Source organism: Terrabacter sp. 2TAF16, assembly GCF_052115065.1.
Classification (GTDB): domain Bacteria; phylum Actinomycetota; class Actinomycetes; order Actinomycetales; family Dermatophilaceae; genus Terrabacter.
Genome location: NZ_JBFRFZ010000012.1, coordinates 47336 through 64112, shown reverse-complemented (window position 1 = coordinate 64112; position 16777 = coordinate 47336). Strand labels below are relative to the sequence as shown.

At 72.2% G+C, this 16777-nt stretch carries 17 protein-coding genes and 2 tRNA genes; 3 read left to right on the top strand and 16 right to left on the bottom strand.

Going from position 1 to position 16777, the window contains the following annotated elements:
- Window positions 1-2: 2 nt before the first annotated feature.
- Window positions 3-1073, bottom strand: coding sequence for a ferredoxin reductase (locus AB4Z14_RS17610; RefSeq protein ID WP_028785341.1), 1071 nt, complete (start codon window positions 1071-1073; stop codon window positions 3-5).
- A 99-nt stretch (window positions 1074-1172) separates the two neighbouring features.
- Between AB4Z14_RS17610 and AB4Z14_RS17605 the strand changes: the two genes are divergently transcribed.
- Complete coding sequence (locus tag AB4Z14_RS17605) at window positions 1173-2363, top strand: PucR family transcriptional regulator (protein ID WP_056771772.1); 1191 nt, start codon at window positions 1173-1175, stop codon at window positions 2361-2363.
- A gap of 119 nt (window positions 2364-2482) precedes the next feature.
- Here AB4Z14_RS17605 and AB4Z14_RS17600 read toward each other — a convergent pair whose 3' ends face one another.
- The 12 genes from AB4Z14_RS17600 to AB4Z14_RS17545 all read right to left on the bottom strand — a co-directional run bounded on the left by AB4Z14_RS17600 (window position 2483) and on the right by AB4Z14_RS17545 (window position 10444).
- Window positions 2483-3439 carry a D-2-hydroxyacid dehydrogenase family protein gene (locus AB4Z14_RS17600; protein WP_442276335.1) on the bottom strand — a complete coding sequence of 319 codons (957 nt, stop codon included), beginning with the start codon at window positions 3437-3439 and terminating at the stop codon, window positions 2483-2485.
- A gap of 74 nt (window positions 3440-3513) precedes the next feature.
- Window positions 3514-3587, bottom strand: a tRNA-Asp gene (locus tag AB4Z14_RS17595).
- Between the two features lie 32 nt (window positions 3588-3619).
- Window positions 3620-3692 (bottom strand) — tRNA-Glu (locus AB4Z14_RS17590).
- A 116-nt stretch (window positions 3693-3808) separates the two neighbouring features.
- On the bottom strand, window positions 3809-4855 hold the full coding sequence (locus AB4Z14_RS17585) for a PHP domain-containing protein (RefSeq protein WP_442276334.1): 1047 nt from the start codon (window positions 4853-4855) through the stop codon (window positions 3809-3811).
- Window positions 4856-4893: 38 nt separating this feature from the next.
- Window positions 4894-5775, bottom strand: a complete 882-nt coding sequence (locus AB4Z14_RS17580; protein ID WP_442276333.1) for a hypothetical protein — start codon at window positions 5773-5775, stop codon at window positions 4894-4896.
- Entirely contained in the window at window positions 5772-6275 is a 504-nt protein-coding gene (locus AB4Z14_RS17575) for a SigE family RNA polymerase sigma factor (protein ID WP_235508504.1), read from the bottom strand. The genes AB4Z14_RS17580 and AB4Z14_RS17575 overlap by 4 nt, the downstream gene beginning before the upstream one ends.
- A gap of 170 nt (window positions 6276-6445) precedes the next feature.
- The gene (locus tag AB4Z14_RS17570) at window positions 6446-6994 is read right to left on the bottom strand and encodes an NUDIX domain-containing protein (protein WP_442276332.1); all 549 of its coding nucleotides are present in this window, start codon (window positions 6992-6994) and stop codon (window positions 6446-6448) included.
- 107 nt (window positions 6995-7101) lie between these two features.
- Window positions 7102-7581: a nitroreductase/quinone reductase family protein gene (locus AB4Z14_RS17565; RefSeq protein WP_442276331.1), complete on the bottom strand. Its 480-nt coding sequence runs from the start codon at window positions 7579-7581 to the stop codon at window positions 7102-7104.
- Window positions 7582-7698: 117 nt separating this feature from the next.
- Window positions 7699-8307 (bottom strand): methylated-DNA--[protein]-cysteine S-methyltransferase, encoded by a 609-nt coding sequence (locus AB4Z14_RS17560; protein WP_442276330.1) that lies wholly within the window; start codon window positions 8305-8307, stop codon window positions 7699-7701.
- Window positions 8300-8800: an RNA polymerase sigma factor gene (locus AB4Z14_RS17555; protein WP_442276329.1), complete on the bottom strand. Its 501-nt coding sequence runs from the start codon at window positions 8798-8800 to the stop codon at window positions 8300-8302. The genes AB4Z14_RS17560 and AB4Z14_RS17555 overlap by 8 nt, the downstream gene beginning before the upstream one ends.
- 106 nt (window positions 8801-8906) lie before the next feature.
- A complete protein-coding gene (locus tag AB4Z14_RS17550; RefSeq protein WP_442276328.1) occupies window positions 8907-9419 on the bottom strand; it encodes a methylated-DNA--[protein]-cysteine S-methyltransferase in 513 nt (170 codons plus the stop codon).
- Window positions 9416-10444: a cation diffusion facilitator family transporter gene (locus AB4Z14_RS17545; protein ID WP_442276327.1), complete on the bottom strand. Its 1029-nt coding sequence runs from the start codon at window positions 10442-10444 to the stop codon at window positions 9416-9418. Before AB4Z14_RS17545 ends, AB4Z14_RS17550 begins: the two co-directional genes overlap by 4 nt.
- Window positions 10445-10579: 135 nt before the next feature.
- Between AB4Z14_RS17545 and AB4Z14_RS17540 the strand changes: the two genes are divergently transcribed.
- On the top strand, window positions 10580-10774 hold the full coding sequence (locus AB4Z14_RS17540) for a CsbD family protein (RefSeq protein ID WP_056771749.1): 195 nt from the start codon (window positions 10580-10582) through the stop codon (window positions 10772-10774).
- A gap of 191 nt (window positions 10775-10965) precedes the next feature.
- The gene (locus AB4Z14_RS17535; protein WP_442276326.1) at window positions 10966-13371 is read left to right on the top strand and encodes a phosphoketolase family protein; all 2406 of its coding nucleotides are present in this window, start codon (window positions 10966-10968) and stop codon (window positions 13369-13371) included.
- Between the two features lie 63 nt (window positions 13372-13434).
- Here the strand turns inward: AB4Z14_RS17535 and AB4Z14_RS17530 are convergent, their stop codons facing one another.
- The 3 genes from AB4Z14_RS17530 to AB4Z14_RS17520 are packed head-to-tail and all read right to left on the bottom strand — an operon-like array spanning window position 13435 to window position 16671.
- On the bottom strand, window positions 13435-14223 hold the full coding sequence (locus AB4Z14_RS17530) for a DeoR/GlpR family DNA-binding transcription regulator (protein ID WP_442276325.1): 789 nt from the start codon (window positions 14221-14223) through the stop codon (window positions 13435-13437).
- Between the two features lie 10 nt (window positions 14224-14233).
- Window positions 14234-15241, bottom strand: coding sequence for a 4-hydroxythreonine-4-phosphate dehydrogenase PdxA (pdxA, locus tag AB4Z14_RS17525; RefSeq protein ID WP_442276324.1), 1008 nt, complete (start codon window positions 15239-15241; stop codon window positions 14234-14236).
- Window positions 15238-16671, bottom strand: coding sequence for a four-carbon acid sugar kinase family protein (locus AB4Z14_RS17520; protein WP_442276323.1), 1434 nt, complete (start codon window positions 16669-16671; stop codon window positions 15238-15240). Before AB4Z14_RS17520 ends, pdxA begins: the two co-directional genes overlap by 4 nt.
- Window positions 16672-16777: the final 106 nt, after the last annotated feature.

Genomic DNA, 16777 nt, shown 5'->3' with positions numbered 1-16777 from the left:
TCTCAGATGTCCAGGTGGACGGGTCCGGCGGCCGCGTTGACACAGGTCTGGATGAGCTCGCCCTCGTCACCGTGGACCTCGCCGGTGCGCAGGTCGCGGACCTTGCCCGCGACGAGCGGGACGAGGCAGCTGCGGCAGATGCCCATGCGGCATCCGCTCGGCATGACGACGCCGCAGTCCTCGCCGGCTTCGAGGAGGGGGACGTCGCCGCCCGCCTCCACTTCCTTGTCGGACTTCTCGAACGTCAGCAGCCCGCCCTCGCCGCCGGAGCCTTCGAGCAGGACGGGCGCGAAGCGCTCGATCGTGAGGCCCGCGTGCGTCGCGTCGTCGCCGTCGCGCTCCCACAGCTCGGTGGCCGCGTCGAGGAAATCGGTGGGTCCGCAGGCGTATGCCGCCCGCTCGCGCCAGTCGGGACAGAGCGTCTCGAGGTCGGTGACGTCCGACAGGTCGAGGCGGCGGCCGCCCTCCTCGCGCGTGAACCAGTGACGGACCGTGAGGCCGGGGAACTGGTCGGCGAGCTCGAGCAGCTCGTCGTGGAAGAGCGCGTCGTCGCGGGTGCGCGCCGAGTGGACGAGGACGACGTCGGCGTCGGGTCGGCGGGGCACGAGCGTGCGGATCATCGACATGACGGGGGTCAGGCCGCTGCCGGCCGTCAGCATGAGGAGCGGGCGGGGGTGCTCGGGGAGCACGAAGTCGCCCTGCGGGGTGTCGAGGAAGAGGATGTCGCCGACCTTGGTGCTGCGGGCCAGGGCCGTCGAGACGAAGCCGATCGCGGTGACGGTGATGGCGGGGTCGTGGCCGACGGCGGCCGACAGCGAGTAGCTGCGCCACTGGCGCACGCCGTCGATCTCGACGCCGATGCGGGCCCACTGGCCGGCGGCGTGGGGGTTCCAGCCGCGGCCGGGACGGAAGTGGATCGTCGTCGAGTCGGGGGTCTCGCGGACCACCTTCGTGACGACCCCGCGCAGCTGCCGGGCCGAGGCCAGCGGGTTGACCAGATTGATGATGTCCTCGGGCGCGAGCGGGGTCGTCAGGATCGACGCCACACGCCGGAGAGCTCTGATCTGGGTCATCCTCCTATGGTCCTCGCCGAGGGGCTTCCGGATCTTGGGGTGGCGCGTACTCTTTGGGGTAGGAAACTGTTGCGTGACGACAAAAGGCAGGAGGCCGAAGTGGCGTACGCCACGTCCGACCCGCCGTGGTTGTCTCTCCCCGCCGAAGTGACGACCGTGCTGCGTCCCGTCGTGACCGACATCGTCGAGGCGATCATCGAGGGCATCCCGCGCGACGTCCCGGTCTACGCGATGCCGATGGAGGGCCGCTTCGGTCAGGGCGTCCGGCGGGGTGTCACGGTCGCCCTCAACCGCTTCCTCGACCTGCCGGGCACCCGCCTCCAGGCGCTGTCCGAGGACGGCAAGTGGGTCTACGAGAACCTCGGTCGTGGGGAGGTGCGCTCCGGGCGGAGCCTGGAGTCCCTCCTCGCCGCCTACCGCTACGGCGCGCGGGTCACCTTCCGCGCGATCTCGCGCACCGTCGACGTGTCGCAGCTGCCGCCCGACGTGCTCCTCTCCCTCGGCGAGTCCCTCTTCGCCTACATCGACGAGCTGTCCGCGGCCAGCGCGCAGGGCTACGCTCAGGAGCAGTCCGAACGCGCCGGTGAGCAGCTGCGGCTGCGCGGCGAGCTGCTCGAGATGATCCTGCGCGGCGACTCGAGCGACGGGGGCGTGGCACGTCTCGCGGCGGCCGTCGGCTGGACCCTCCCCGAGGTCGTCGTCGTCGCCCTCGTGCCCTTCCCGCACGTCGACGGGCTGCGCGGTGCGCTCGGTCCCGACGGCCTCGTCACCGAGCGAGGCACGGACGTCCTCATCGTCTTCCCGTTCCTCAGCCGCAAGGCCCGCCGTCGCGACCTCGAGCGCGCCCTGAGGGGCCGGCGCGCCATCGTCGGGCCGGCGCGCCCGTGGCAGCAGGCGGGTGAGTCGCTGCACCTCGCGACGGCGGCGGGGGCCCACGGCGTCGCGCCCGGACCGGACCGGCCGGACGCCGACGGCGCCCCCGTGTGGGTCGAGGACCACCTCGCCGAGCTCGTCGTCCTCGCCGAGCCGCTCGCCACCGACGACCTCGCCCGCACCCGCCTCGCGCCGTTGGACGGCCTGCGACCGGCCGTGCGCGAGCGCCTCACCGAGACGCTCCTGTCCTGGCTGCGCCACCAGGGCCAGCGTGCCCCGATCGCGGCAGAGCTCTTCGTCCACCAGCAGACCGTCGGCTACCGCGTGGCGCAGCTCAAGGAGCTCTTCGGCGAGGCGCTCGACGACCCCGAGGTCCGCTTCGAGCTCGAGCTCGTGCTGCGCGCCGGCCACCGCTGAGGCCACGGGCGCGCTCGGGCCGGCCGGACGGCATACGCCCGTGGGCAGGTCGCGCGCGAGATCGCGCGGCTCGGGTCGCCGGGGCGCAGCCGCCGCGCGACCTCGCGCCCGATGAGCGGTCAGAGCGTGCGGATGGGGGAGCCGTCGAGGTATGCCGTCACGTCCTCGACGACGCCGGCCCAGAACGTCGCGTAGACGTCACGCGTCACGTAGCCGAGGTGGGGCGTCAGGAGCGTGCGCGGTGCGGTGCGCAGCGGGTGGTCGACGGGGAGAGGCTCTTCGTCGAAGACGTCGAGGCCGACGCCCCCGAGGTGACCGCGCCGGAGGGCCGCGAGCAGGGCCCGCTCATCGACGATCGGGCCACGGGAGGTGTTGACGAGCAGAGCGTCCGGGCGCAGGAGCGCCAGCTCGCGCTCGCCGAGGAGGCCGCGGGTCCCCTCGGCCAGGACGAGGTGGATCGAGACCACGTCGGACCCGGAGAGCACGTCGTCGAGGGAGGCCGCCCGGACTCCCGCCTGCTCGGCGCGCTCCGCCGTGAGGCTCCGGCTCCAGGCGACGACGTCCATCCCGAACGCGCGGCCCACGGAGGCGACCTGCGTGCCGATGCGGCCGAGCCCGAACAGACCGAGCGTGTGCCCCGCGAGGTCGCGGCCGACCGTCGTCTGCCAGCCGCCCTCGCGCACGGCGGTGGCCTCGGGGACGAGCTGCCGCGCGAGCCCGAGGACGAGGGCCCACGTCAGCTCGGCGGGGGCGGTGGCGAGGCTCTCGGTGCCGCAGACGGTGATGCCGGCGGCGGTGGCCGCGGCGACGTCGATGCTCGGGTTGCGACGGCCGGTCGTCACCACCAGCCGCAGGCGGGGGAGCGAGGCGAGCACGGCGGCCGGGAGCGGGGTGCGCTCGCGCATGACGACGACGGCGTCGTAGCCGGCCAGTCGCTCGACGAGGGCGCCGACCTCGCTGACGTGGTCGCGGAAGACGTCGACGGTGGACGGAGTGCTGGCGTGGTCCGTGACCGGAGACCAGTCGGCGCTGGACAGGGCGACGCCCTGGTAGTCGTCGAGCACCGCGATCCGCACGGACCCCAGCCTACGAGGACCCTCACCTGCGAGAAGCGCCGCTCTCTGATGAGAGCGGCGCTTCTGGTGTCTTGCGACCCCGACCGGGCTCGAACCGGCGACCTCCGCCGTGACAGGGCGGCGCGCTAACCAACTGCGCTACGGGGCCTTACTGGGTGGTGCGTGTCGAACTGTACTGCGTATCCCCAACGGGATTCGAACCCGTGCTGCCGCCGTGAAAGGGCGGAGTCCTAGGCCGCTAGACGATGGGGACCTGCCCGACCTATCCGTTGGGACGTCGAAACTATATGGGAGATTCTGGCACCGTCCAAATCGGCTCCGAACCCCCGTCCGGGGGCGGCCGGATCGCCTCCGGGGCGGTCTCTCGGATCAGCCCTTGGCCCACGCCCGGACCTCGTCGACGGGCCACGTCGTGACGATGCGCTCGGCCGGGATGCCGAGGCGCTCGGCGCGCTCGCAGCCGAACGACTTCATGTCGAGCTGCCCCGGGGCGTGCGCGTCGGAGTCGATGGTGAAGAGGCAGCCGAGGTCGCGCGCCAGCTCGATGAGCTCGTCGGGCGGGTCGCACCGCTCGGGACGCGAGTTGATCTCGACGGCCACGTCGTGCTCGAGGCAAGCGCGGAAGACCTTCTCGGCGTCGAACTGCGACGGCGGACGCTTGCCGCGGTTGCCCGTCACGAGCTGGCCGGTGCAGTGGGCGAGGACGTTGGTGTGCGGGTTGCGCACGGCGGCCACCATGCGGGGTGTCATCTCGAACGAGGGCTGCCGCAGCTTGGAGTGGATCGAGGCGGTGACGACGTCGAGCTGGTCGAGCATGTCGTCGTCCTGGTCGAGCGTGCCGTCGAGGTGGATGTCGACCTCGATGCCCCGAAGGAGCGTGAACGCGTCGCCGAGGCTCGCGTTGATGGCGTCGACACGCTTCAGCTGGTCGGTGAGGCGGGCCCGGCTCAGGCCGTTGGCGACGGTGAGGCGCGGCGAGTGGTCGGTCAGCGCCATCCACTCCTGCCCGAGCTCGACGGCGGCGAGCACCATCTCCTCGATGGGGCTGCCGCCGTCGCTCCAGTTGGAGTGCGCGTGGAGGTCTCCGCGGAGGGCGGCGTAGAGCTCGGCGCCCCCGGTCGTCAGCGGCGCGCCGTGCTTCTCCTCGGCGGAGACGAGGTAGGCCGGTAGGACGCCGCGCACCGCCTGGCCGATGATCGCGGCGCTCGAGTCGCCGATTCCCTTGATCTGCTTGAGGGTTCCGGCCTCGACGCGCTCCTTCAGCTCATCGTCGCTGATGAGTGTGATCGCCTCGATGGTCTTGCGGAACGCGTCGACGCGGTAGCTGCTCTCGCGGCCGCGCTCGAGGAGGAAGCAGATGCGTCGCAGCGCGTCGAGCGGGCTGATCGGTGCCTGCGGAGGGGTCGGCTGCTCCATGTCGAGCAGCCTAACCGCGGCGGCCGACGCGGCGCCTGCTACTGCTGCAGGGGCGGCAGCGTGCTCCCGTCGGGGAACTTGCCCGGGGGCGTCTGGGTCGCCGGGACGACCCGGACGATGTCGCCGTACTGCTGCGCGATGAGGCCGGCCGAGGAGCCCTCGTCGGCCATCACGAGCACCCGGTCGGTGCGGGCGTCCTGGGTGACGGCGATGATCTCGATCCCCTTGGAACGCCAGAGCATTCGCTGCTCGACGATCTCCTTGGCGACCTTCTCCTTCTCGGCCAGGGTGTGCTTCATGACGACGAACTCCACATCGGTCGGTGACGGCATCGCGGCGGCCACGAAGGCCTCGAGGTCGGGGTCGTGCCGGGTGACGACGACGGCCACGCGGGCACCGGGGGCGTCGGCGGCATACGCCCCCGAGAAGACGTCGGGCCAGCGCGCGGCCACGGTGGGCTCGACGGCGGTGAAGGCGTTCGTCTGCCGCGTCGAGAGGGTGCCGAACCAGCGCGTGGTGTCGCGGGCGGGCGGCGCCGACGGCACGAGGTCGACGGCCGTCGGAGGCAGGCTGCCGCTGAGGGTCCCGGGTCCGCGAGCGCCGTTGTCGGCACTGGCGCTCCCGGTCGCGTCCTTCATGACCTCGGGGGCCGAGCCGGCGCTCGCGGTGCTCGACGACGCGCCGTGGTTGCCGGCCGCCCAGGAGGCGCCGACGGCACCGACGACGACGAGTGCGGCAGCGGCGCCGAGGAGCGTCGAGCGCCGGCGTGAGGTGCGCGCCCGTCCGCGCATCAGGGCGCGCTGGGCGAAGAGGTCGTCGCGGGGTGGTTCGAGGTCGTTCATCGTGGACAGCGCCTTTCGCAGCTGCAGCTCGCCTTCCTCCGGCGCAGCGCCGGGTCCGCTCGTGGTGTCGTCGCTCATGGAAACGCTCCCGCCCCGGTCAGTGGTGGTTCGGCGAGCCGGTCGCGAAGGGCGGCGAGCCCGCGCGAGATCTGGCTCTTGATGGTGCCCTCGGCCACGCCGGTGCACTCGGCGATCTGGGGCACCGTGAGGTCCTCCCAGAAGCGGAGGACGAGCACGGCACGCTGCTTCTCCGGGAGGTCGCGCAGCAGGTCGGTGAGGGTCATCGCGAGCTCGCGGTCGTGGTCGGTCGTCTCCGGCTCGGGCGCCTCGTCGGTGAGGACCTCGCGCCGCCGTTTGCGCTGGTCGTTGAGGTAGAGGTTCATCATCGTGCGTCTCGTGTAGGCGGTCTCGGCCCCCGTGGCGATGCGAGGCCAGGCGACGTAGACCCGGGCCAAGGCCTCCTGGACGAGCTCGTCGCCGTCGGCCCAGTTGCCGCAGAGCAGGTAGGCGCGTCGGCGCAGCATCGTCTGCCGCTCCTCCACGAAGCTGCGGAACGCCGCCTCGTCCCTCCGTCTCATGTGCTCCCGCCGGTCCCGGTCGTCATCGGTGGTGCCGATCGTCTGGCTGTCAGTGTCGTACACCCCCTAGACACCAAGTCGCGGCGAACCGTTGCACTCGGGTCTCGATCCACCGCGATGGCGTATGCCGGGTGGCCCGGTCGTCGGGGCGTCGCGGGCTCCGGGCGGGCTCAGGAGACCCGCCCGAGGGCGACGAGCGTGAGCATGAGCGCGGCGATCGTCTCGCCGTCGGTGATCGCGCCGTCCCGGACGAGACCGATGACCTCGCGGAACGGGACGCGCCGGACGTCGCGGATGCCCTCCTCGGCGCGGGCCGCGCTGGCGGGGGCGCCGGGGACCCGCGCGAGGCCGGTGGCGAGGTAGACGACCTCGGGCGCGCGGCACACGCCGTTGAGGGCGTTCATCGTGCCGATCTCCCTCCAGTCCCGGGCCACGAGCCCGGTCTCCTCGGCCAGCTCCCGCCGGGCGGCCACGAGCGGGTCCTCACCGTCGGTGCCGCCGGCGGGCACCTCGACGGAGGTGCCGACGGTGTGCCGGTCGACCGTGACGAGGACGACCTCGTCGGCCTCGGTGAGGGCGACGACGAAGACGGCGGGGCGTTGCAGCTCGACGACCCCGTAGATGCCGTCGGTGCCGTCCGGCCGGGTCACGGCGTCCTCCCGGACCCGGATCCACGGGTTCTCGTAGACGACCGTCGTCGCTCGCACGGGCCAGCTCACGACGGGTCTCCGAGGCGCATGCCCCGATCGTGCCACCCGTTCCCCTCGAGTGAGCGCCCCGTCCCACACGAGTGAGCGCCCCGTCCCGGACGGGTGGGGGTCGACGGTCAGTCGAGGAGCGTGATGAGCACGACGGCGCGGCCCGCCGTGCCCGCGCGCACCTCGTCGAGCGTCGGGGGCCGGTCGACGTTGACCTTGAGGGCGACGCGGTTGGCGCGCTTGGGTCCGAGCTCCTTGAGGAGCCGGTCGAAGATCTCCGCCACGCGGTCCGGGTCCTCCTCGAGGACCGCGTGCGCCCGGCGTCGACGCCCGTCGATCGTCACCTCGAGGTCGGCCCCGCCGCGCAGGTTGGCGCGCCAGGCGCCGCCCCCGTAGGTCATCAGCTGCCCGTCGAGCTCGTGGCGGCCGACGGGGACGTCGTAGACGCGGCCAGAACGCCGTCCGGTCACGTGCAGCACGAGCAGGCCCTTGCTCGCGATGCCGTGCAGCGGAGACGACAGGAGCCAGCGCAGCACCGGGTTGACGATCTTGACCATCGCAGCGGGGGCCAGGGCCTCCTCGACCGCGGGCTTCGTCGTGTCGGTCACGGCCCCAGCATGACACCGCGGAAGCCGACGGCGAGGCCGATCGCCGAACCCGCCCCCAACCCACTCGAGTGAGCGCCCCGTCCCACTCGAGTGAGCGCCCGGTCACGCAGACGCAGGTCAGGCGGCGTGCTCGAGGGCGAGGAGGCGCTCCTTCGTCTGGAGACCGCCCAGGTAGCCGCCGAGGGACCCGTCCGACCGGAGGACGCGGTGACACGGCACGACGATGGGCAACGGGTTCGTCGCACATGCCGACCCGACGGCCCGCACGGCCCGTGGGCTGCCGGACGCCACCGCGACCTCGCCGTAGCTCTCGGTCGAGCCGTACGGGATCTCGCTCAGGTGCCGCAGCACGGTGAGCCGGAAGCCGCGTGCCAGCCGCAGGTCCAGCGGGACGTCGAAGCCCCGCCGTCGTCCCGTGAAGTAGTCGTCGAGCTCGCGCGCCAGCGGATCGAGTCGGTCGCCGCCGCGGAGGATCCGCGAGCCGACCGACGACCCGAGCGACTCGAGGACCCGGTCGTGGTCCTCGATCTCGAAGGCCACGCGTACGACCCCGAGCTCGGTCGCGGCGAGCAGGAGCGACCCGACGGGCGAGTCGACGAGGCGGTAGGTCACGTCGACGGCGGACTCCGCAGAGGCGCGGTCGACGAGGGCTGCGTGGAGGACGGCGAGGCGCTCTGCCTCTCCGGAGCCGGCCCCCGTCAGGAGCTGGATCGGGTTGTCAGACATGGGTGCTCACCCTTCCGTAGGTGGCGTACGTGGACCGGAGCCGCGCGATGCCGTCGGCTGCCGCGCGGCGCGCTGCCGCGGGCGTGCCGCCGACGATGCGGGCGACCTCGGGGTGGGGCAGGCCGGCGACGTGGTGGTAGGCCACGCAGAGGCGCTGCTTCTCGGGGAGTGCGGCGACCGCCGTCCAGAGGTCCCCGTCGGGCAGGGCCTCCTCAGGCTGGTCGACGCGTGGGGCCGCGGCGTCGGGCACCGCCGCGACCGGGACCGCGTGACGGGCGCCCGCTCGGGCGACGTCGACGGCCTTGCGGTGCGCGATGGTGACGAGCCACGCCCGGACGTTCGCGTCGTCGGGCAGGTCGGGCCACGCGCGCAGGGCCGAGAGGAAGGTCTCGGACCACGCGTCGTCGGCCTCGATCGGGCCGAGCACGGCGCGGCAGACGCGCAGCACGACGGCCCCGTGCTCGGTGACGGCCTGCTCGAACGGTCGCTTCATGCCCTGTAGACGCTCCGGCCCGCGGAAGTGTGAGGTCCCAGTGTGACGGACGGGGCGGCGCGCTCACTCGAGTGGGGCGGGGCGCTCACTCGAGTAGGGGAAGGGGTCAGAAGAGGCGGCCGGAGTCGGCGGCGGGGGGCTCCTCGAGCGCGAGGAGGAAGCGCTTGCGACCCAGCCCGCCGGCATACCCCACGAGGGAGCCGTCGGCGCCGATGACGCGGTGGCACGGCACGACGACGGCGATCGGGTTGCGGCCGTTGGCCGTGCCGACGGCCTGGGCGAGGTTGCGGTCGCCGAGCGCCCGCGCGAGGTCGCCGTAGCTGCGCGTCTCTCCGTAGGGGATCTCGCGCAGCAGCCCCCACACCTTCTGGTGGAAGACGTCCCCCCGCGGCGCCAGCGGGAGGTCGAACTCGGTCAGGGCGCCGGTGAAGTACGCCGCGAGCTGGACCGCCGCGGCCGCGAACGGCTCGTCGGCCGGGTCACCGGCCTCGCCGAGCACCTCGGGGTCGTCAGGGCGGTACTTCGCGGCGTCCATGAGCAGGTGCGTGATGGCGCCGTCCTCGGCGACGACGGTCAGCTCGCCGATGGGCGAGGGGAGGACGACGTGCGCACGGCTCATCCCTGCCCGTCGCCTCGCGTCGCCGCCCCGTGGGACGCGACGATGTCGTCGTGGGTCGGGATGGGGAACTCGGCCGCGTAGTCGCCGTAGGCACGGGGGTCCTCGGACGGCTCGAGGTGGCAGGTCAGGGCGATCTCCCCGAACTCGCGGTGGACGGCCTCCTCGACCTCCTCCATGAGGTCATGCCCCTGCTGCACCGTCCACGCGCCGGGCACGAGCACGTGCACCTCGGCGAAGCGGTGGTGGCCGGAGACGCGGGTGCGCAGCGCGTGGAAGTGGACCTCGCGCGTGACGAACCGGGCGAGGATCTCGGCGATCGCGCTGTTGTCCGCCTTGGGCATCGAGATGTCCATGAGGCCCTCGGTGGACTCGCGGATGAGCTTCCAGCCCGTCCAGACGATGTTGATGCCGACGAGGAACGCGATGACCGGGTCGAGGCGTGCGATGCCGGTGAGGGCGACGAGGACGACCCCGATGACGACCCCCGCGGACGTCCAGACGTCGGTCATGAGGTGCTTGCCGTCGGCCGTCAGCGTCAGCGAGCGGTAGCGGCGCCCGGCGCGCAGCAGCACGACGGCCACCACGCCGTTGACCGCCGAGGCGACGACCGAGATGGCGAGACCGAGACCGACGTTCTCCATCGGCTGCGGGTGCAGGAAGCGCTCGACCGCGGTGTACATGATGACGAGAGCCGCGACGAAGATCATCATCCCCTCGACGGCCGCCGAGAAGTACTCGGCCTTGGTGTGGCCGAAGTGGTGGTTCTTGTCGGCCGGCATCGCCGCGACCTTGAGCGCGATGAGCACGGCGATGGCGGCGACGAGGTTGACGACCGACTCGGCCGCGTCGGACAGCAGGCCCACCGAGCCGGTGATGCGCCATGCGATCACCTTGAGCGTGATGGTGACGATCGCAGCCGCGATCGAGAGGTAGGCGAACCGGCTCAGGTCGCGGGTCTGGGGCGCGCGTCCGGACGGCGCGGGCGCGTGGGGCGGGTCCGACGTGGGACCGACGTTCGCTGACACGACCCCAGTGTCGCAAAGGGCACCGACGATCGGCGAGGTGGCGCTCATCCCTGGACGCCGGGCCGGGTCTGGTGGCGATCGACAGAGACCGGGTAGGGGGAGTGGTATCCGACTGACGGCGAAAGGAGCCCTGACATGGGTACCGAAGACAAGGCCAAGAACATGGGTGAAGACCTGAAGGGCAAGGCCAAGGAAGCCACCGGAAAGGTCACCGACAACGAGCGACTCGAGGCCGAAGGCAAGACTGATCAGGCCTCGGCGGACCTCAAGCAGCGGGGCGAGCAGCTCAAGGACGCGGGCGAAGACGTCAAGGACGCCTTCAACCGCTGACCTTCCGGAGCGGGGTGGGCCGGTCCCGACGGGGGCCGGCCCACTGCTCTGTCCGGCCGCGCCGGTCGACGAGGGCGTATGCCGTCCGGCCCGGTCGCGCGGTCGCGGGACCTTCGACCCCTTGTCAGCAGGGCGCCCGTCGGTGAGGCTCGTGGGGACGCACGATCGCCGACCCCTCGAGAGGCCCCGCCGTGACGACGACCCAGACCCCGACGACCGCCACCGTGCCGGCCCCGACCGCCGACGAGATCGCCTCGATGGACGCGTGGTGGCGGGCCAGCAACTACCTGACGATCGGGCAGATCTACCTCAAGGACAACGCGCTCCTGCGTCGGCCGCTCGTGCCGGACGACATCAAGCCGCGCCTGCTCGGACACTGGGGCACGAGCCCCGGGCTGTCCTTCGTCTACGCGCACCTCTCGCGCATCATCCGGCACACGGGTCAGCAGGCGATCTACCTCACGGGTCCCGGCCACGGTGGCCCCGCGCTCGTCGCGGCCGGCTACCTCGAGGGCACGTACTCGGAGATCTACCCGAAGGTGACGTGCGACGAGGACGGCGTGCGTCGCCTCTTCCGCCAGTTCTCGGCGCCCGGCGGCATCCCGAGCCACGTGTCCGTCACGACGCCCGGGTCGATCCACGAGGGTGGCGAGCTCGGCTACGTCCTCGTCCACGCGTTCGGTGCCGTCATGGACAATCCCGACCTCCTGGCGCTCGCCGTCGTCGGTGACGGGGAGGCCGAGACGGGGCCCCTCGAGGGCTCGTGGAAGGGCATCTCGTTCCTCAACCCGCGGCGCGACGGCGCGGTGCTGCCGGTCCTGCACCTCAACGGCTACAAGATCGCCGGGCCGACGGTGCTCGGACGCAAGGACCCGGCGGAGGTGCGCGGCCTCCTCGAAGGGCACGGCTACGACGTGCTCGAGGTCGAGGGTGACGACCTCCCGGGCATGCACGAGCGCTTCGCGGAGACGCTGGCGACGGCATACGGTCGGATCCGCGCCATCCAGCAGGAGGCACGGGAGGATGGCTGGACGATGGGGGAGCGGCCGCGGTGGCCGCTCATCGTGCTCCGCACGCCGAAGGGGTGGACCGGGCCGGCGGAGGTCGACGGCGTTGCCGTCACCGGCTCGTGGCACTCCCACCAGGTCCCGCTCTCGGGTGTCAAGGACAACCCCGAGCACCTCGCGGTCCTCGAGACCTGGCTGCGCTCCTACCGGCCCGAGGAGCTCTTCGACGAGTCGGGAAGGCCGACCGATGTCGTGCTGCAGGCGAACCCGGAGGGCGACCTGCGGATGAGCGCCTCGCCGCACGCGAATGGCGGGGTCCTCAGCACCGAGCTCGACATCCCCGACTTCCGCGACTTCGCACGGGACGTGCCCTCGCCGGCAGCGGCCCGGGAGGAGTCGACGCGCGCCCTCGGCGAGCTGATGCGCGAGCTCTACGTGCGCAACCCGACGACGTTCCGGCTCTTCAGCCCCGACGAGACGAACAGCAACCGGGTCGGCGCCGTCTTCGACGTGTCCGACCGGATGACGGCCGAGCGGGTGCTGGAGCAGGACGAGAAGCTCTCGCACGACGGGCGGGTCATGGAGGTGCTCTCGGAGCACTCGTGCCACGGCTGGCTCGAGGGCTACACGCTGACCGGCCGGCACGGGCTCTTCGCGACGTACGAGGCCTTCGCGATGGTGAGCGCCTCGATGACGGTGCAGCACAGCAAGTGGCTGCAGGAGGCCAACAAGCTCGACTGGCGGGCCAAGGTGCCGAGCCTCAACATCCTCCTGACGTCGACGGCGTGGCGCAACGACCACAACGGCTTCTCGCACCAGGGACCCGGCCTCATCCAGACGGTGCTCAACGCGCGCGGCGAGGTGTCCCGGATCTACCTCCCGCCGGACGCGAACTGCCTTCTCTCCGTGGCCGATCACTGCTTCCGGTCAAAGAACTACGTCAACCTCGTCGTCATCGACAAGCAGCCGCAGCCGCAGTGGCTGACGATGGAGGAGGCCGTCGCCCACTGCGCGGCCGGCGCGGGCATCTGGGACTGGGCCGGCACCGACGACGGCGACCGCGACCCCGACGTCGTGCTCGCCTGCGCGGGCGACGTCGTGACGATGGAGGTCGTCGCCGCGGCCCAGATCCTCAAGGAGAAGCTGCCGCAGCTGCGCGTGCGCGTCGTCAACGTCGTCGACCTCATGACCCTGCCGCGCGTGCGCAGCCACCCGCACGGCATGGACGACGTGCGCTTCGGCGAGCTCTTCACCGACCACGTCGACGTCGTCTTCGCCTTCCACGGCTACCACGGCGCCATCCACCAGCTCGTCCACGGGCGGCCCGACGCCGACCGCTTCCACGTGCGCGGCTTCAGCGAGGAGGGCACGACGACGACGCCGTTCGACATGGTCGTGCGCAACGGCGTCGACCGCTACTCCCTCGTCATGGACGCCATCAACAACGCCGGTCGCCAGGTGCGTGGCTCGAGCGAGGTCAAGGCCTGGTGCCAGGCCGAGCTCGACAGGCACCACGAGTACATCGTCGAGCACCTCGAGGACATGCCCGAGGTGCGTGACTGGGTCATGACGACGGTCGTCGAGGACTGACCGCCCGCCACGACGGCAGAGGGCGTATGCCGCCCACTCGGGTGGGCGGCATACGTGGACTCGTCAGTCGCGCCGGGGTGCGATGACGACGTCGATGCCGTTGTCGCGGAAGGCTTGCAAGGCCACGGGATCGGCGGACTCGTCGGTGACGAGCGTCCACGTGCGTGGCATGACGGCCCAGGCGTGGAAGGGCGACTGGCCGAGCTTGTCGGCGTGCGCGAGGACGTAGGTCTGCTCGGCCCGGCTCATCATCAGCTCCTTGAGCCGGGTCTGCTCGAGGTCGGCCTCGCAGATGCCGCGCTCGGCGTGCACGCTGTCGGCGCCCATGAAGGCCCGGTCGAAGCTGAGGCGCTGGACGGCGGCCTCGGCGAGCGGCCCGACGAAGGCCTGGCTCAGCGGCCGCAGCCGGCCGCCCAGGGCGATGACGTCGATGCCGACGCTGTCGGCGAGGGTGCCCATGGCGCTGATGCCGGCCGTGACGACGGTCAGCTCGGTCAGCTCGGGCGTCTTGGTGATGGCGTCGGCGAGCGCGCCCATCGTCGACCCGGCGTCGAGGAGCACCGTCTCCCCGGGCTCGATCTGGTCGGCGGCCCAGCGGGCGATGTCCCGCTTCGCCGCGTGCGCCTCCCCGAGACGCTGGCGCAGTGAGGCCTCGGGATGGTGGGCCAGGCTCATCACTCCGCCGTAGGTGCGGGCCAGCTTGCCCTGGGCGGTCAGCTTGGCGAGGTCGCGCCGGATCGTCGACGCGGTGACGCCGAGCTGGTCGGAGAGCTCCTCCACGCTCGCGAGCCCACTGGTGGTGGCGAGGCGGACGATCTCGCCCCGACGTGTCTGTGCGGTGTGCTTCGCCACGCTGGGCACCTTAGGCGTCCACGGGCCGTGGCGCCATCTCCGCGCCGAGGCGCAGCGCCTCGATCATCGAACGGTGGTCGGCGATGCCGGTACCGGCGATGTCGAAGGCCGTGCCGTGGTCGACCGACGTGCGGATGACGGGCAGACCGATCGTCACGTTGACACCCGCCTCGAGGCCGAGCACCTTGACCGGCCCGTGGCCCTGGTCGTGGTACATCGCGACGACGAGGTCGTAGTCGCCGCGACCGGCGAGGAAGAAGAGCGTGTCGGCCGGCAGGGCGCCGTGCACGTCGATGCCGTCGGCGCGGCAGACCTCCACGGCGGGGTCGATCTTCTCGGCCTCCTCGCCGTAGCCGAAGAGGCCGTTCTCGCCGGCGTGCGGGTTGATGCCGCAGACGCCGATCTTCGGGGTCGGGTTGCCGGCGTCGACGAGGGCCTGGTGGCCCCGACGGATGACGCGCTCGACGAGACCGGGCTCGATGCGGTTGACGGCATCGATGAGGCCGATGTGGGTCGTCACGTGGATGACCTTGACCCTCTCGGTCGAGAGCATCATCGAGACCTCGGGCGTGCCGGTGAGGTGGGCGAGCAGCTCGGTGTGGCCGGGGAAGACGTGGCCGCCGGCGTGCAGCGCCTCCTTGTTGAGCGGCGCGGTGCAGATCGCCTGGACCTTGCCGGCCATCGCCAGCTCGGACGCGACGCGGATGTAGTGGTAGGCGGCGTCGCCGGCGACGGCCGACAGCTGCCCGAAGGGGAGGTCCGCCGGCAGCAGCGCGAGGTCGATGACGTTGATGCGCCCGGGGATCTCGCTCGCCTCCTCGACGTCGTCGATGGTGACGATGTCGACGGCGACGTCGGCGATGTCAGCAGCCTGCTTGAGACGCAGCGCGTCACCGACGACGACGACGCGCGCCATCGTCGCCACGTGCGGGTCGGCCAAGGCCTTGACGATGATCTCGGGGCCGATGCCGGCGCCGTCTCCCATGGTCACGGCGATGCGGGGAAGGGCGACGCTCATGAGTTCTCCTCGGTGGTCGCGCCGGGGGTGGCGCGGGGTGCGGTGGTGGTCGATGAGGTGCGGAGGTGCGGGGCCTGCGGCGGCACGGTGGTGGGCCCCAGCAGGTGCTCGACGACGCGGACGAGCGAGGTCGGGTCGCCGAAGCTGCCCGGGCGCGTGACGATGAACCGCCCACCTGGGCGCCGGCTCACGACGGTGCCGGTCTCGACCTCGTCGACGACGTCGAGGGCGGGCACGTCGAGGCGATCGAGGACGGCGCGGGCGGTCTCACCGCCGGAGAGGAATGCCGCGTCGAAGTGGTCGACCACGGGCGAGACCGCGGCGGCGAGGGACTCGGTCAGGGCACGTGACCGACTCGGGTCGGCGGGGGCGGCGGGGTCGAGCGCCACCACGACGACAGCGTCACGGGAGTGCTCGGCGAGCTGGACGCCTACGGCCCCCGGGTCGGTCAGGAGGCGGTCGGGCTGCAGCAGCACCGTGTGCGTGGAGCGCGCAGCCGAGAGCCGCTCGAGCTGGTCAGGGAGTCCCGGCGCGCGCGAGCCGAGCACGAGCAGCATGGACCGCACGGACCCGACGGACCCGAAGGACGCTGCGGGCCGCATCGCAGCCGCCGTTTCGGCGCCGCGGCCCTCAGAGGGTGTGTTGTCGGTCTCCGGGCCCGCCGTCCCAGGGCCCCGGCGCTGGTCCGGCGGGAGGGCACGGACGGCGGCGTCGGCCAGGGCTCCGGACCCGACGAGGAGCGTGCGGCCGTCCTGCCCGGCGCTCGCGGCGACGGCGGCGGCGTGGACGACATCGAGGTCGGCGTCCGTCACGGCGTCGCAGACCGCGACGAAGCCGGTGCCCGCGGCCTCGTCGAGGGCCGCCGTGACGGCCTCGACGCCGCGCAGCACGGTGGTGTGCGGGACGAGCACGGTGGCCAGCGGGTGCAGGGCCGCGGCCACCCGGTCCGGCGCCGGGGTCGGCTCGACGGCCCAGAGGTCGGTGTGGTGCAGCGGCGTGCCGCCGACGTGGAGCACGCCGTCGACGACGACACGCTCGAGCGCGGGGTTGGCGACGGCCACGACCGGTGTGCGCTGCAGCTCCTCGGCGAGGGCGGCGACCTCCGCGGCGACGTGTCCCCGGAGCAGCGAGTCGACCTTCTTGACGACGACCGGTGCCGTCGTGACGAGGGCTGCGGCTGCGCGAACCGCGCGCACGGCCTCCGCGTGGGGGAGACGGCGCGAGTCGGTGTCGACGGTGAGGACGGCGAGTGGGTCGTCGGCGCCGGCCGGGGTGCTCGCGTCGGGTCGGCGACCGGACGCGGCTGCGATGGCCGAGGACGAGTCCGAGAGAACGACCGTGCTGCGCGAAACACGCATGAGAGCGTGGGATGCGCACTCTGCGGCGCCGCTCAGATCATCGGCGACGATGCCCAGGGCGAGTGCCTTCACGTTCTCCTCCTCACGGTCTTTCCTGCGCGTTTCGTGCTGTGCGACAAGGAGATTGGCGACCCTGCCGATGGTGGTGAAGGGTGCTGCGGTGTGCTGCGGGAGTGCG